General features: G+C 64.1%; 11 protein-coding genes. 1 reads left to right on the top strand and 10 read right to left on the bottom strand.

The window, feature by feature from the left end; all coding sequences use genetic code 11:
• The 3 genes from argJ to M1D44_RS01310 form a co-directional block, all read right to left on the bottom strand.
• Entirely contained in the window at positions 1 to 1,230 is a 1,230-nt protein-coding gene (argJ, locus tag M1D44_RS01320; protein ID WP_112183586.1) for a bifunctional glutamate N-acetyltransferase/amino-acid acetyltransferase ArgJ, read from the bottom strand.
• A 74-nt stretch (positions 1,231 to 1,304) separates the two neighbouring features.
• A complete protein-coding gene (secA, locus tag M1D44_RS01315) occupies positions 1,305 to 4,109 on the bottom strand; it encodes a preprotein translocase subunit SecA (protein ID WP_024979172.1) in 2,805 nt (934 codons plus the stop codon).
• Positions 4,110 to 4,357: 248 nt separating this feature from the next.
• Entirely contained in the window at positions 4,358 to 5,323 is a 966-nt protein-coding gene (locus M1D44_RS01310) for a M23 family metallopeptidase (protein ID WP_112183584.1), read from the bottom strand.
• Positions 5,324 to 5,392: 69 nt separating this feature from the next.
• Here M1D44_RS01310 and M1D44_RS01305 point away from each other — a divergent pair, with 69 nt between their 5' ends.
• The gene (locus M1D44_RS01305; RefSeq protein ID WP_024979174.1) at positions 5,393 to 5,914 is read left to right on the top strand and encodes a DciA family protein; all 522 of its coding nucleotides are present in this window, start codon (positions 5,393 to 5,395) and stop codon (positions 5,912 to 5,914) included.
• Between the two features lie 49 nt (positions 5,915 to 5,963).
• Here M1D44_RS01305 and lpxC read toward each other — a convergent pair whose 3' ends face one another.
• The 7 genes from lpxC to murC form a co-directional block, all read right to left on the bottom strand.
• Positions 5,964 to 6,881, bottom strand: a complete 918-nt coding sequence (gene lpxC / locus M1D44_RS01300) for a UDP-3-O-acyl-N-acetylglucosamine deacetylase (RefSeq protein ID WP_024979175.1) — start codon at positions 6,879 to 6,881, stop codon at positions 5,964 to 5,966.
• Between the two features lie 245 nt (positions 6,882 to 7,126).
• The gene (locus tag M1D44_RS01295) at positions 7,127 to 7,627 is read right to left on the bottom strand and encodes a peroxiredoxin (protein WP_112183701.1); all 501 of its coding nucleotides are present in this window, start codon (positions 7,625 to 7,627) and stop codon (positions 7,127 to 7,129) included.
• Between the two features lie 389 nt (positions 7,628 to 8,016).
• Positions 8,017 to 9,216 carry a cell division protein FtsZ gene (ftsZ, locus tag M1D44_RS01290; protein ID WP_024979177.1) on the bottom strand — a complete coding sequence of 400 codons (1,200 nt, stop codon included), beginning with the start codon at positions 9,214 to 9,216 and terminating at the stop codon, positions 8,017 to 8,019.
• Between the two features lie 125 nt (positions 9,217 to 9,341).
• A complete protein-coding gene (gene ftsA, locus M1D44_RS01285; RefSeq protein ID WP_024979178.1) occupies positions 9,342 to 10,574 on the bottom strand; it encodes a cell division protein FtsA in 1,233 nt (410 codons plus the stop codon).
• A complete protein-coding gene (locus M1D44_RS01280) occupies positions 10,571 to 11,482 on the bottom strand; it encodes a cell division protein FtsQ/DivIB (RefSeq protein ID WP_024979179.1) in 912 nt (303 codons plus the stop codon). The genes ftsA and M1D44_RS01280 overlap by 4 nt, the downstream gene beginning before the upstream one ends.
• A gap of 37 nt (positions 11,483 to 11,519) precedes the next feature.
• Positions 11,520 to 12,515, bottom strand: a complete 996-nt coding sequence (locus M1D44_RS01275) for a D-alanine--D-alanine ligase (protein WP_024979180.1) — start codon at positions 12,513 to 12,515, stop codon at positions 11,520 to 11,522.
• Entirely contained in the window at positions 12,512 to 13,963 is a 1,452-nt protein-coding gene (gene murC / locus M1D44_RS01270; RefSeq protein WP_024979181.1) for a UDP-N-acetylmuramate--L-alanine ligase, read from the bottom strand. The genes M1D44_RS01275 and murC overlap by 4 nt, the downstream gene beginning before the upstream one ends.
• Positions 13,964 to 13,968: the final 5 nt, after the last annotated feature.

Genomic DNA, 13,968 nt, shown 5'->3' with positions numbered 1-13,968 from the left:
TTACGAACGGTAGTCCGCGTTGATCGACACGTAGTCATGCGAGAAGTCGCACGTCCACACGGTGGCAGAGGCATGGCCGCGGCCGAGCGCGATGCGCACGGTGATCTCCGCCTGCTTCATCACGCGCTGACCGTCTTCTTCGCGGTATTCGGGGTTACGGCCACCGTCACGCGCGACCCACACGTCGTCGAGCCACAGGTTGACGCCGTTCACGTCGAGATCCGCCACGCCGGCGTAGCCGACGGCGGCCAGGATACGCCCCAGATTGGGGTCCGAAGCGTAGAACGCGGTCTTGACCAGCGGCGAGTGCGCGACCGCGTAGGCGATCAGGCGGCACTCCTCAACGTTCCGGCCGCCCTCGACCTGGATGGCCATGAACTTGGTCGCGCCCTCGCCGTCGCGCACGATCTTCTGCGCCAGCTCCTGTGCGAGGCCCGTCAACGCATCGCGCAACGCAGCATAGTCGGGGTGCGATTCGGAATCGATGCGCGGCGTGCCAGCGCGGCCCGTGGCGATGACGACGAACGAGTCGTTGGTCGACGTATCGCCGTCCACCGTCACGCTGTTGAACGAATGATCGGCGGCGTGGCGCACCAGACCTTGCAGCACGGCTTCATCCACATTGGCATCGGTGGCGATGAAGCCGAGCATCGTCGCCATGTTCGGACGGATCATGCCCGCCCCCTTGCTGATGCCCGACATGCGCACGGTCTTGCCTGACAGCGTGCACGTGGCGGACGCTGCTTTGGGTACGGTGTCAGTGGTCATGATGGCCTCAGCGGCGGCCAGCCAGTTGTCGGGCTTCGCGTTGGCCTGCGCAGCCGGCAGCCCTGCGACGATGCGATCGACGGGCAGCGGCTCCAGAATCACGCCCGTGGAGAACGGCAGCACCTGTTCCGCCGACACGCCCAGCAGCTTGGCCACGGCATCGCAGGTCTGGCGTGCATGTGCAAGGCCAGGTGCGCCCGTACCGGCATTCGCGTTGCCCGTGTTCACAACGATCGCACGCGCGCCCTTGCCGCTCGCCAGATGCTCGCGGCACACCTGCACAGGTGCCGCGCAGAAACGGTTCTGCGTGAACACACCGGCCACCGTCGAGCCCTCGGCGATACGAACCAGCAGCACGTCCTTGCGATTGGCCTTGCGCACACCGGCCTCGGCCCAGCCCAGGTCCACACCGTCGATCGGCAACAGGGTGTCAGCGGCGGGCGCGACGAGATTCACAGCCATGGAGCACACCTTTCAAAATGAGGATGCCCGCATTGCGGGCATCGTGAATCAACAGAAAACAGGTCTAAACAGCGTCAGGCGAGCTTGCCGTGGCACTGCTTGTACTTCTTGCCCGAACCGCATGGGCACGGATCGTTGCGGCCAACTTTCGGCACTTCGCCAGCCAGTACGGCAGCAGCGGCAGATGCCGCCGAACGCGGTGCGGCCATGGCTGGCGTAGCGCCGTGGATCTCCGCATCACCCGCAGCCACTTCGGCCAGTTCGCTGAACTCGTCATGCTTGTACTGCAGGTTGGTCAGCGCGGAAAGATCTTCCTCGATCTGCTCGGAGGCCTGCTCCAGCTCTTCCTGCGACTGGATACGCACCGTGAAGACAATACGCGTGACCTCGTTGCGGATGGTATCGAGCAGGCGGCCGAACAGTTCGAACGACTCGCGCTTGTATTCCTGCTTCGGGTCCTTCTGTGCATAGCCGCGCAGATGGATGCCCTGGCGCAGCATGTCGAGCGCAGCCAGGTGTTCACGCCAGTGCGTATCGAGGCTTTGCAGCATCACCGAACGCTCGAAACCGGCGAAGGACTCGCGGCCAACCTGGGCCACCTTGCCTTCGTACACTGCTTCAGCGGCCTCCAGCACCATCTTGAGCAGATCTTCGTCTTCGATCGACTGTGCGTCTTCCAGCGTCTTCACCAGCGGCTGATCGACACCCCAGTCCTCGCGCAGAGCCTTTTCCAGGCCGGCGACATCCCACTGCTCTTCCATGGTCTCGGCCGGCACGTACGTGCGGAACAGCTCGGTGAACACGGACTCGCGCAGGTTCTTGACCAGATCGCCCACATCCTGCGCTTCGAGAATCTCGTTACGCAGCTTGTAGAGTTCCTTGCGCTGATCGTTGGAGACATCGTCGTACTGCAGCAGTTGCTTGCGGATATCGAAGTTGCGGCCTTCGACCTTGCGCTGCGCAGATTCGATCGAGCGCGTGACGATGCCGGCTTCGATCGGCTCGCCTTCGGGCATCTTCAGGCGGTCCATGATCGCGCGCACGCGGTCGCCCGCGAAGATGCGCAGCAGTTGGTCATCCAGCGACAGATAAAAACGCGACGAACCCGGGTCGCCCTGACGGCCGGCACGGCCACGCAACTGGTTGTCGATCCGGCGCGACTCGTGGCGCTCGGTGCCGACGATATGCAGACCGCCGGCGGCCTTCACCTGCTCGTGCAGCGATTGCCATTCGTCCTGGAGCGTCTTCACGCGCGAGGCCTTCTCAGCGTCGGAGAGCGACTCGTCGGCCATCACGAAGCCGGACTGCTTCTCCACATTGCCGCCCAGCACGATGTCGGTACCACGGCCAGCCATGTTGGTGGCAATGGTGATCATCTTCGGACGACCGGCCTGCGCGATGATCTCGGCTTCGCGTTCGTGCTGCTTCGCGTTGAGCACCTGATGCGGCAGCTTCGCCTGGTCCAGCAGGTTCGACAGCAGTTCGGAGTTTTCGATGGACGTCGTGCCCACCAGCACCGGCTGGCCCCGCTCGTAGCAATCGCGAATATCGCGAATGACGGCGTCGTAGCGCTCCTTCGAGGTCTTGTAGATCTGATCCTGCAAGTCCTTGCGCTGCGGCGTGCGGTTAGTCGGGATCACCACGGTTTCCAGGCCGTAGATCTCCTGGAATTCATACGCTTCCGTGTCCGCCGTGCCGGTCATGCCCGACAGCTTGTTGTACATGCGGAAGTAGTTCTGGAAGGTGATGGTCGCCAGCGTCTGGTTTTCCTGCTGGATCTGCACGCCTTCCTTGGCTTCCACGGCCTGATGCAGACCGTCGGACCAGCGGCGGCCCGCCATCAGCCGGCCCGTGAATTCATCGACGATCACCACTTCACCGTTCTGCACCACGTAGTGCTGATCGCGGAAGAACAGGCTGTGCGCACGCAGGGCGGCGTACAGGTGGTGCATCAGCGTGATGTTCTGCGGCGCGTAAAGGGATTCGCCCTCGCCGATCAAGCCGGCTTGCAGCATGATCTGCTCGGCTTTCTCGTGCCCCGATTCGGTCAGGTAGACCTGGTGCGATTTTTCGTCGACGTAGTAGTCGCCCGGCTTCTCGACGCCCGTGCCATCCGACTTCTCTTCACCGATCTGGCGCGTGAGCTGCGCCGGAATGCCGTTCATGCGGCGGTACAGGTCGGTGTGGTCTTCGGCCTGGCCGGAGATGATCAGCGGGGTCCGCGCCTCATCGATCAGGATCGAGTCGACTTCATCGACGATCGCGTAGTTCAGCGGACGCTGCACGCGCTGGCCGGCGTCGTACACCATGTTGTCGCGCAGATAGTCGAAGCCGAACTCGTTGTTGGTGCCGTAGGTGATGTCCGACGCGTAGGCGGCCTGCTTCTGGTCGTGGTCCATGGTGGTCAGGTTGACCCCCACCGACAGGCCCAGCCAGTTGTACAGGCGGCCCATCCACTCGGCGTCGCGCTGGGCGAGGTAATCGTTGACCGTCACCACGTGCACGCCCTGACCCGAAATGGCGTTCAGATACACAGCCAGCGTTGCGGTCAGCGTCTTGCCTTCACCCGTGCGCATTTCGGCGATCTTGCCGTCGTGCAGGACCATGCCGCCGACAAGCTGCACGTCGAAGTGCCGCATCTTCATCACGCGCTTGCTGGCCTCGCGGCACACGGCGAACGCTTCGGGCAACAGCGCGTCGAGCGTCTCGCCCTTGGCAAAGCGTTGGCGGAATTCTTCGGTCTTGGCCTGCAGCTCGGCATCGGAGAGCGCTTCGAACTTGGGCTCGAGCGCATTGATCTGCGCCACCTTGCGGCGGTACTGTTTGATCAGCCGTTCATTACGGCTGCCGAAAATCTTCTTGAGAAGGCCCGTGATCATCGATGGCTAGGGCTGGTGAGCCACCCGGAAAACGCGTCGGAGAGACCGCGAAACACAGGCAGCACAACGGCCCAGAAAGGGTTGGCGCAAAGGCGGGAGTTTAGCATGTGCAAAACACCCGCTTGATGGCAGCAGAACCGCCGGATGTGGCAGGAACGCCGCACTTTAGGGCCGCACGAACGCCGTCCGGGCGGCTACACACTCACGCTGAACTGGGGACGGGCGCCCCGATTGCAACCCGCGCTAGATCAATGGCCGGCCGCCGCCATGCTCTTTCCGATATCGGCCGCCGCAACCTTCGGCGCAGGAGCCTTGTTGGCCGCCATCTTGGGCTGGCCGGCGTTCTCCAGGAAAGCCACCGGATTCTGCGGGACATCGTTGACGTGCACCTCGAAGTGCAGATGCGGCCCAGTGGCGCGGCCGGTACGGCCGATCAGCGCGATGCGCTCGCCCGCCTTCACGATGTCGCCGACCTTCACGAATACCTTGGACGCATGCGCATAGCGCGTCTTCAGGCCGTTGCCGTGGTCGATATCGATCATGTTGCCGTATTCGTGGTGGAACTCGCTGGCCACCACCACGCCACCGGCAGCCGCCACGATGGGCGTGCCAACCGGGCCGACAAAGTCGACGCCGTCATGCTGCGTGCGCCGGCCCGTGAACGGATCGATTCGCGTGCCAAAGCCCGAAGAATCGTAGCCCGTGGCCACCGGGCGCACGGTGGGCATCATCTTGGCGTGGATCTGCCGGTCCATCAGGGTGCTCTCGAGCACGCTGAGATAATCGTTGCGTTGGTCGGCCGAGCGCGTCAGGCGATTCAGCTCGGACTGAATTTCCGGCATCGACATCGGCCGAGAGAATGCACCCTCCGGGCCGCCGCGGCTCGGTTGCGATTTGAAATCGAACTCGCGGGGCTGCACACCCGCCAGGCCCGACACACGGGCGCCCAGCGCGTCCAGGCGGGCGATCTGCGCCTGCATTTCGCCAATGCGCGCGGCCATCAGGTTGAGGTTTTCGCGGGTGACACGCTGGTCTGCGCCGACAACCGCAGAAGCGGCCGCCCCCGGCAGCAGGCCTTGCTTGGCCGCCAGCCACGTACCGCCGACGGACAGGGTCGCCACGGCCAGCAGCGCCGCGCCGATAGCCACAAAGACGCCGCGTCGCGACAGGTGCGTTGCACCGGCCTTGCGCGGGTGAATCAGGATGATTTGCATCGCTCGTTTTCCGGACAAAAAAGCTGCCCACCGGCACGAAAGCGCGACGAAGCGCCCTACAATGCCGGCATGCGAATCTTTGTTCATCCCGCTCTCAAGACGCCTGTGGCAAAACCCGTCCAGGACTGGCTCTCGGGTGCCGGTTCGGTCGGCCCGCTGATGCAGGCGGCCAGGCAATTGGCGTCGTTGGAAGCGGAGGTGTTGTCGCTGTTGCCGCCCGGCTTGGGCGGCGGCGTGGCGATCGGTGGCATCAAGAACGATGCGCGCGATAGCCGGGAAGCGACTCTGGTGTTGCTCGCCGCACATAGTGCAGCTGCGGCGCGCTTACGGCAGGTGGTACCCACCTTGCTTGAGCGTCTGCAGCGCCGGGGATCGCAGATTACCGCAATTCGTGTACGGGTACAACCGCAGGGCGGGAGCGACAGTTTATGGCCACAAGAGACCGAAAAGCCGCCTAAACGCGCCAAGATGACGGCAGTTGGTGTCAACAGTCTGGCGGCGCTCGCCAACGAACTGCCCGATTCACCGCTGCGCCAAGCGTTGGCGGAAATGATCGCCCGGCACGTTCCGCCTGCCGCACGGCCCAAATAAAAAGCGCCCCGCGGGGCGCTTCTTTCATGCAGACGGCCGCGTCAGCCGGTCAAGAAAACGCAGGTTGCAACTGGGGCAGGAACGCGCGCGGCGCCTCTTCCGCCTTGTCGAACGTCACGATCTCGTAGGCCGTTTCATCGGCCAGCAGCGCGCGCAGCAGCGCGTTGTTCAGGCCGTGGCCCGATTTGTGCGCCGTGTACGCAGCAATCAGCGGGTGGCCGACCACATACAGATCGCCAATCGCATCGAGAATCTTGTGACGGACGAACTCATCGCCGTAGCGCAGTTCGTCGTTGTTCAGCATGCGGTGCTCGTCGAGCACGATGGCGTTGTCGAGACTGCCGCCGCGCGCCAAACCGACCTCGCGCAGCATTTCAACTTCATGCGCGAAACCGAACGTACGGGCGCGGGCGATTTCGCGCGTGTAGCTGGTGTCGGCAAAGTCGATCTCGAATGTCTGGCCGGTCTTGTCGACGGCCGGGTGGCGGAATTCGATCGTGAACGACAGCTTGAAGCCGAAGTATGGGTCGAGGCGAGCAAGCTTGTCGCCCTCGCGGATTTCCACCGGCTTGATCACACGGATGAACTGCTTGGCCGCGCCCTGCTCTTCGATGCCCGCCGATTGCAACAGAAATACGAACGAGGCCGCGCTGCCATCCATGATGGGGATTTCTTCGGCGTCCACGTCGACATAGAGATTGTCGATGCCAAGGCCAGCGCAGGCGGACATCAAATGCTCGACGGTCGACACACGGGCGCCGTCCTTCTGCAGCACGGACGCTAGGCGGGTGTCGCCGATGGCGCTGGCGGTGGCGGGAATCTCGACGGCCGGGTCGAGGTCAACGCGTGTGAAGACGATGCCGGTGCCTGCGGCTGCCGGACGCAACGTCAACGTCACCTTACGGCCCGAGTGCAACCCGATGCCGACGGTCTTGACGAGGGACTTGATGGTGCGTTGTTTCAACATGGCCGCCCTCAACTCACGAAATTTCTACGATTGTTTTTATCTATGCGGTCTGCATAGGTGATAACCCTAATCATACCATTTTCACGTCCCTGCCTTCAAAACGACTTTTGTATCGGGATGTTAGGGGTGCCCACACTTTGCTCAACCTCAGTGCACGCAGATTCGGCGCCACGGTCTCGTCGGCCTTGAGGCGGGGCGGGATAGCGGGCGGTACTCCGCCATTTGGGGGAACCGCTGGCGTGGCGTCAGAGTATCGCCAGGATCGATTCGGCGCTGCTGACGGCGAACTGACCGGGCGCTTCCACCTGTAGCGCTGTTACCACACCGTCCTTCACGACCATCGCGTAGCGCTGCGAGCGCACGCCCATGCCGCGCTTGGAGAGGTCCTGGTCAAGGCCGAGCTTGCTGGTGAACTCTGCGCTGCCGTCGCCCAGCATGCGGATTTTGTCGTCGGTGCCTTGCGCGCGAGCCCAGGCGCCCATCACGAAGGCGTCGTTGACGGACACACACCAGATCTCGTCGACGCCCTTGGCGCGCAGCGCGTCGAAGTGAGCGAGATAGCCAGGCACATGACGCGCCGAACAGGTCGGCGTGAACGCACCGGGCAGCCCAAAGATGACGATCGTCTTGCCCTCGGCCAGATGCTGGACGGAAAAAGCATTGGGGCCGAGCGCGCAGCCGTCCTTTTCCAGTTCAAAGAACTCGTAGAGCGTCGCATCGGGAAGCGGTTGACCAGGCTGGATCATGATCGTCAAGGAGCGTGAGCGGATATCGCGATCATAGAACTTGCCGCGCGACCGCGCAGCACGTTCCTAAAACAAGACCGCCCGCGTGAACGAATCACGCGGGCGGTCTTGGGAGACAACACCATCAGGCCGCTTGGGTCGGAACGCACCGCGCGCGGCACAACGAACGGATACACCCGCCGGGCGGGGTGAACCCTTCCGGGGAGGCGGCCAGAGGCCAACCTGCCCGGCGGCAACGACTGTGTCCGGTTCGTCGAGCGCTGTCGACTTGCGAGCAGCGGGCCATCACACAACGGCGATCACGGGAGGGGAGCCGTGAACCGCGCGCGGCGTGCGGTGCCGCAGGCAGTCGGACGTGCGCGAGCGCTATCGAACCAACGCGGGCCCGATCAGTCCGCCTGCTTGCGCAGGAATGCCGGAATGTCGTACGTGTCGACGCCCTTCTCTTGCAGTGCTGCCACGTGAGCCGATGCCGACTCACGCGAGCTGCGCCACACGGCGGGGGTGTCGAAATTGCTGTAGTCCGGCGCAGCTGCCACCGAGTGACCGGCGCTACCGCCGAACGCCACCGGCTGGTTGTCGGTACCGGTCTTCAGCAGCGTCATCGTCTGTTGCTGTTGCTGCTTGTTGCGAGCAGCGCGGCCCAGGCCCGTCGCAACCACGGTCACACGCAGTGCGTCGCCCATGGCGTCGTCGTAGACCGTACCGAAAATGACGGTGGCATCTTCCGCGGCATAGCTGCGGATGGTGTTCATCACTTCCTTGGTCTCGGACAGCTTCAGCGAGCGGCTGGCCGTGATGTTGACCAGCACGCCGCGCGCACCCGACAGGTCCACGCCTTCCAGCAGCGGGCTTGCCACGGCTTGCTCAGCGGCCAGACGTGCACGGTCGACGCCGGACACGGTGGCCGTGCCCATCATCGCCTTGCCTTGTTCGCCCATCACGGTCTTCACGTCTTCGAAGTCGACGTTCACCAGACCATCGACGTTGATGATTTCCGCAATGCCGGCAACCGCGTTGTGCAGCACGTCGTCGGCGCACTGGAAGCACTTGTCCATCTCGGCATCATCGCCCATGACTTCGAAGAGCTTTTCGTTGAGCACGACGATCAGCGAATCGACGTTGCCCTCGAGGTCGTTCGCGCCGTGCTCGCCAACCTTCGAGCGGCGTGCGCCTTCGAATTCGAACGGCTTGGACACCACGCCCACGGTCAGGATGCCCATTTCTTTGGCGACCTGTGCAACCACCGGTGCTGCGCCCGTGCCCGTACCGCCGCCCATGCCGGCGGTGATGAAGACCATGTGCGCGCCGCGCAGTGCGTCGGCGATCTGCTCGCGGGCTTCCTCTGCGCAGTGCTTGCCCACTTCCGGCTTGGCGCCAGCGCCAAGGCCCGTGCTGCCGAGCTGCAGCACGCGCGATGCGGTCGAGCGCTTGAGCGCCTGCGCATCAGTGTTCATGCAGATGAATTCCACGCCTTGCACGCCGCGGTTGATCATGTGCTGCACGGCATTACCGCCCGCGCCGCCGACGCCGACCACCTTGATGATGGTGCCGTCCTGCATTTCCGTTTCAATCATGTCGAAGTCCATCATTGCAGTCCCAGACGATGCAGCCTCCCCGCCGCAACTCCTGGTTCCTGAACAAAAAACATCAAAACAAGAAACTCAACTTGCCCCCCCAGGGAGCACATCGTCAACACCCAGCACACACGTGCTTAGAAGTTGCCGATGAACCATTCCTTCATGCGCGTCCAGATCTGCTTGGCCGACCCTGACTGCACGACGACCTTGCGTCCGCGCACGCGCTGCACGCGACCTTCCTGCAGCAAGCCCATCACCGTGGCGTAACGCGGGCTCTTCACCACCTCGTGCAGGTTGCCGCGGTACTCAGGCACGCCCACGCGTACGGGCTTCAAGAACATGTCTTCACCCAGCTCGACCATGCCCGGCATCATTGCGGTACCGCCAGTCAGGACCACGCCGCTGGAGAGCAGTTCCTCGTAGCCGGATTCGCGCACCACCTGATGCACCAGCGAGAACAGCTCTTCCACACGCGGCTCAATCACAGCGGCCAGCGCCTGGCGCGAGAGCGTGCGCGGGCCGCGATCACCGACGCCTGGCACGTCGATCATCTCGTCCGGATCGGCCAACACCTGCTTGGCGATGCCGTACTGGATCTTGATGTCTTCTGCATCCGGCGTTGGCGTGCGCAGAGCCATGGCGATGTCGTTGGTGATCTGGTCACCGGCGATGGGAATCACGGCCGTGTGGCGGATCGCACCTTCACTGAAGATGGCGATGTCGGTCGTGCCGCTGCCGATGTCGACCAGCACCACACCGAGTTCCTTCTCGTCTTCGGTCAGCACCGCCAGGCTTGAAGCCAGCGGCTGCAGGATCAGGTCATGCACTTCCAGCCCGCAGCGGCGCACGCACTTGACGATGTTCTGCGCTGCGCTGACGGCGCCCGTCACGATGTGCACCTTCACCTCAAGCCGGATGCCGCTCATGCCGATCGGCTCGCGCACGTCTTCCTGGCCGTCGATGATGAATTCCTGCGTGAGGATGTGCAGGATCTGCTGATCGGTCGGGATGTTGACGGCCTTGGCGGTCTCGATCACGCGCGCCACGTCGGTGGAGGTGACTTCCTTGTCCTTGATCGCAACCATGCCGCTCGAGTTGAAGCTGCGGATGTGGCTGCCCGCGATGCCGGTGAAGACCTCGCTGATCTTGCAGTCGGCCATCAGCTCCGCTTCTTCGAGCGCTTTCTGGATCGACTGGACGGTCGCCTCGATGTTGACAACCACGCCCTTTTTCAGCCCCTTCGATTCGGTCTGGCCCATACCGATGACCTCGTAGGCGCCGTCAGGACGCAGCTCGGCCACCACCGCCACCACCTTGGAGGTGCCGATGTCCAGCCCGACCAGAAGATCCTTGTATTCCTTGCTCATCGCGTTTTCTCTGTGCTTCGCGTTGCTTTGTTGTTGGCCGCCGGCTTACCCCCCAGCGTGGCTTTCGGCTTTGCAGCACCGCTGGTGCCATTCGCGGTGCCGGGCAACTTGCCCCCCTTGGCCAGCACCGCGGCCTGCGCATCGGTCAGGAAGCGCACACCCGCCGCCCGAACTGCGAATCCATTCGGATACCGCAGATCGGCGTATTCGATCTGACCGCCCCAGCGCTTCGTCACCTCGGGCCACGCACGCACAAAGCGGCGGGCACGCGCGGCCAGCGCTGTGCGGTCATCGTCATTCAGTTCGCGGCCCAGCTCGATGACCGTGCCGTTGGACAACCGCGCGCGCCAGGCGTAGCGGTCGGTAAGGGTCACGCTCAACGGCTCGACATTCATCGGCTTGAACCACTCGGTCATGGTCTCCAGCTTGTCGACCACGTCCTGTTCAGTACCTTCGGGACCGGCCAGCGCAACCAGGTCGGTGTCGTCTTCGGCTTCAGCCAAGTTGGCCACGAAGACTTCGCCATACGTGTTGACCAGCTTGCCGGACTCATTGCCGCCCCAGGTGCCCAGGGCTTCGTGTTCCTGCACTTCGACCAGCAGCCCGTTGGGCCACACGCGGCGCACGCTCGCACGTCGCACCCACGGCACGGATTCGAACGCGGCGCGCGCATCGTCCAGATTCAGCGAGAAGAAATTGCCGCGCAGCTTGGCCAGCGCGTTGGCGCGCAGACTGGGCACATTCACGTGGCGCAACTCGCTGCCGGCCATCGGCATCACACGCACCTGTTGCAGCTGGAACATCGGTCGCTGCATCAGCCAGACCGCCCCAACACCCAACGCACCAAGCGCAAGCAGCGCATATAGCGCGCTCGCGACGGCGTTGAGGAGACGGGTGTTGTGCCACATAACGTTGTGTTGTCCGGTTTCGCTGACGTTGCGTTGATTACTCTGGTTTCCAGTCGGTGCTCGCGTGCAGCTCCAGCGACGCACTCGCCGCCAGTTGCAACACGAAATCTTCATAGCTGATACCAGCAGCGCGTGCGCCCATCGGCACCAGCGAATGGCCAGTCATGCCCGGCGACGTGTTCATTTCCAGCAGGAACGGCGTGTTGTCGGACTTGCGCAGCATGATGTCGGCGCGGCCCCAGCCGCGGCAGCCCAGCCCGCGATATGCCTGCACCACCAGCGCCTGCACGCGGGCGGCCACGTCGGCGGGAATCGGTGCCGGGCATTCGTAGCGCGTGTCGTCGGTGAAGTACTTGTTCTGGTAGTCGTAGTTGGCCTGCGGCGCGACGATGCGAATGAGCGGCAATGCCGTGGCGCTCTCGCCCTCGCCGATGATCGGGCAGGTCAGCTCGTCGCCTTCGATGAACTGCTCGGCCATCACGTCGCGGTCCAGGCGCGCGGCCTTTTCGTAGGCGGCGGGCAGCTCGGCGGCGCTCGTGACCTTGGTCAGACCGATCGACGAACCTTCGCGCGCCGGCTTGACGATCAGCGGCAGGCCAAGGCGGTCGGCCACGGCTTGCCAGTCGGCACCGGCATGCAACATCACGAAATCGGGCGTGGGCAGGCCGTGGGTCTGCCATTGGCGCTTGGTGGCTTCCTTGTCCATCGCCAGCGCAGACGCGAGTACGCCGCTGCCGGTGTACGGAATGCCGAATTGCTCGAGCAGGCCCTGGATCGTGCCGTCTTCGCCAAAGCGGCCATGCAGCGAGATCACCACGCGGTCGAACCCTTGCTTGGCCAGATCGGCCACGGCCTGCAGGCCCGGGTCGAACGGGTGCGCATCGACGCCGCGCGCGCGCAGCGCAGCCAGCACGCCGTTGCCGGACATCAGCGAGATTTCGCGCTCGGCGGACCGGCCGCCCATGAGCACGCCCACCTTGCCGAGGGACTTCGGGTCGATCGTCGGATTTGGAACAAACGGACCGGTCGTCATGCTGCGGCGCCTCCGTTCAGATCCACGACGTTTGCCGTGCGCGCCTGCGCCTGCAACGCAACCACTTGACCGGGCACCTGCCCGATCGATCCCGCACCCATGGTGATCACCACGTCGCCGTCCTGCGCTGCATCCAGAATCGCTTGCGGCATGTCTTCGATCTGCTCCACGAAGACCGGCTCGATCTTGTTGGCCACGCGCAGCGCACGCGTCAGCGCGCGGCCGTCGGCGGCGACGATGGGCGGCTCACCGGCGGCGTACACCTCAGCCAGCAGCAGCGCATCTACGGTGCCGAGCACCTTCACAAAATCTTCGAAGCAATCGCGCGTGCGCGTAAAACGGTGCGGCTGGAACGACAGCACGAGCCGGCGACCGGGGAACGCACCGCGCGCTGCGGCCAGCGTGGCGGCCATCTCGACGGGGTGATGGCCGTAGTCGTCGATGAGCGTGAAGCGGCCCTTGCCGTCAGCGGTCGGCACTTCGCCGTAACGCTGGAAGCGGCGGCCCACGCCGTTGAACTCGGCCAGCGCCTTGACGATGGCCTCGTCCGGCACTTCCAGTTCGGTGGCGATTGCAATGGCGGCCAGCGCGTTCTGCACGTTGTGCATGCCCGGCAGGTTCAGCGTGATCGACAGCGGCGGCTCGGCATGGCCGTTGAGCTGGCGGATCACGGTGAATTCCATCCTGCCATCGACGGCGCGCGCATTGACGGCACGCACTTGCGCATCTTCGGCAAAGCCGTAGCGCACAACAGGCTTGGAGACGAACGGCAGAATTTCGCGCACGTTCGGGTCGTCCACGCACAGCACGGCAATGCCGTAGAACGGCAGCCGTTGCGTGAACTCGATGAAGGCCTGCTTCAGGCGCGCGAAGTCGTGCCCGTAGGTATCCATGTGATCGGCATCGATATTGGTGATGACCTCGATCACGGGGAACAGGTTGAGGAACGACGCGTCGGATTCGTCCGCCTCAGCGACGATGAAATCGCCCGTGCCCAGCCGCGCGTTGGCGCCGGCCGAGTTCAGGCGGCCGCCGATCACGAAGGTCGGGTCCAGGCCGCCTTCGGCCAGCACGGAGGCGACCAGGCTGGTGGTCGTCGTCTTGCCGTGCGTGCCGGCAATGGCGATGCCCTGCTTCAGGCGCATCAGCTCAGCCAGCATCACCGCACGCGGCACGATGGGGATGCGCTTGGCGCGCGCGGCCAGCACTTCCGGGTTGTCGCCGCGCACGGCGGTGGAGACGACCACGGCATTGGCGCCGATTACGTGCTCCGGCGCATGGCCCTGCATGATCGTCGCGCCGAGCGTTGCCAGGCGCTGCGTGGTCGCGCTGCTGCCCAGGTCCGAGCCTGTCACGCGGTAGCCGAGGTTCAGCAGCACCTCGGCGATGCCGCTCATGCCAGCGCCGCCGATGCCTACAAAATGGATGTTCTTGACGATGTGCTTCATATCGA

It is taken from the genome of Ralstonia sp. SA306, assembly GCF_054792405.1.
This window is presented reverse-complemented; position numbering and strand designations above follow the sequence as displayed.

Bases quoted from the DNA above. Each gene is read 5' to 3' on its own strand.
- secA (WP_024979172.1), bottom strand. From the start codon at position 4,109: ATGATCACGGGCCTTCTCAAGAAGATTTTCGGCAGCCGTAATGAACGG.
- ftsZ (WP_024979177.1), bottom strand. From the start codon at position 9,216: ATGGACTTCGACATGATTGAAACGGAAATGCAGGACGGCACCATCATC.
- M1D44_RS01280 (WP_024979179.1), bottom strand. From the start codon at position 11,482: ATGTGGCACAACACCCGTCTCCTCAACGCCGTCGCGAGCGCGCTATAT.
- M1D44_RS01295 (WP_112183701.1), bottom strand. From the start codon at position 7,627: ATGATCCAGCCTGGTCAACCGCTTCCCGATGCGACGCTCTACGAGTTC.
- murC (WP_024979181.1), bottom strand. From the start codon at position 13,963: ATGAAGCACATCGTCAAGAACATCCATTTTGTAGGCATCGGCGGCGCT.
- argJ (WP_112183586.1), bottom strand. From the start codon at position 1,230: ATGGCTGTGAATCTCGTCGCGCCCGCCGCTGACACCCTGTTGCCGATC.
- M1D44_RS01310 (WP_112183584.1), bottom strand. From the start codon at position 5,323: ATGCAAATCATCCTGATTCACCCGCGCAAGGCCGGTGCAACGCACCTG.
- M1D44_RS01305 (WP_024979174.1), top strand. From the start codon at position 5,393: ATGCGAATCTTTGTTCATCCCGCTCTCAAGACGCCTGTGGCAAAACCC.
- lpxC (WP_024979175.1), bottom strand. From the start codon at position 6,881: ATGTTGAAACAACGCACCATCAAGTCCCTCGTCAAGACCGTCGGCATC.
- ftsA (WP_024979178.1), bottom strand. From the start codon at position 10,574: ATGAGCAAGGAATACAAGGATCTTCTGGTCGGGCTGGACATCGGCACC.
- M1D44_RS01275 (WP_024979180.1), bottom strand. From the start codon at position 12,515: ATGACGACCGGTCCGTTTGTTCCAAATCCGACGATCGACCCGAAGTCC.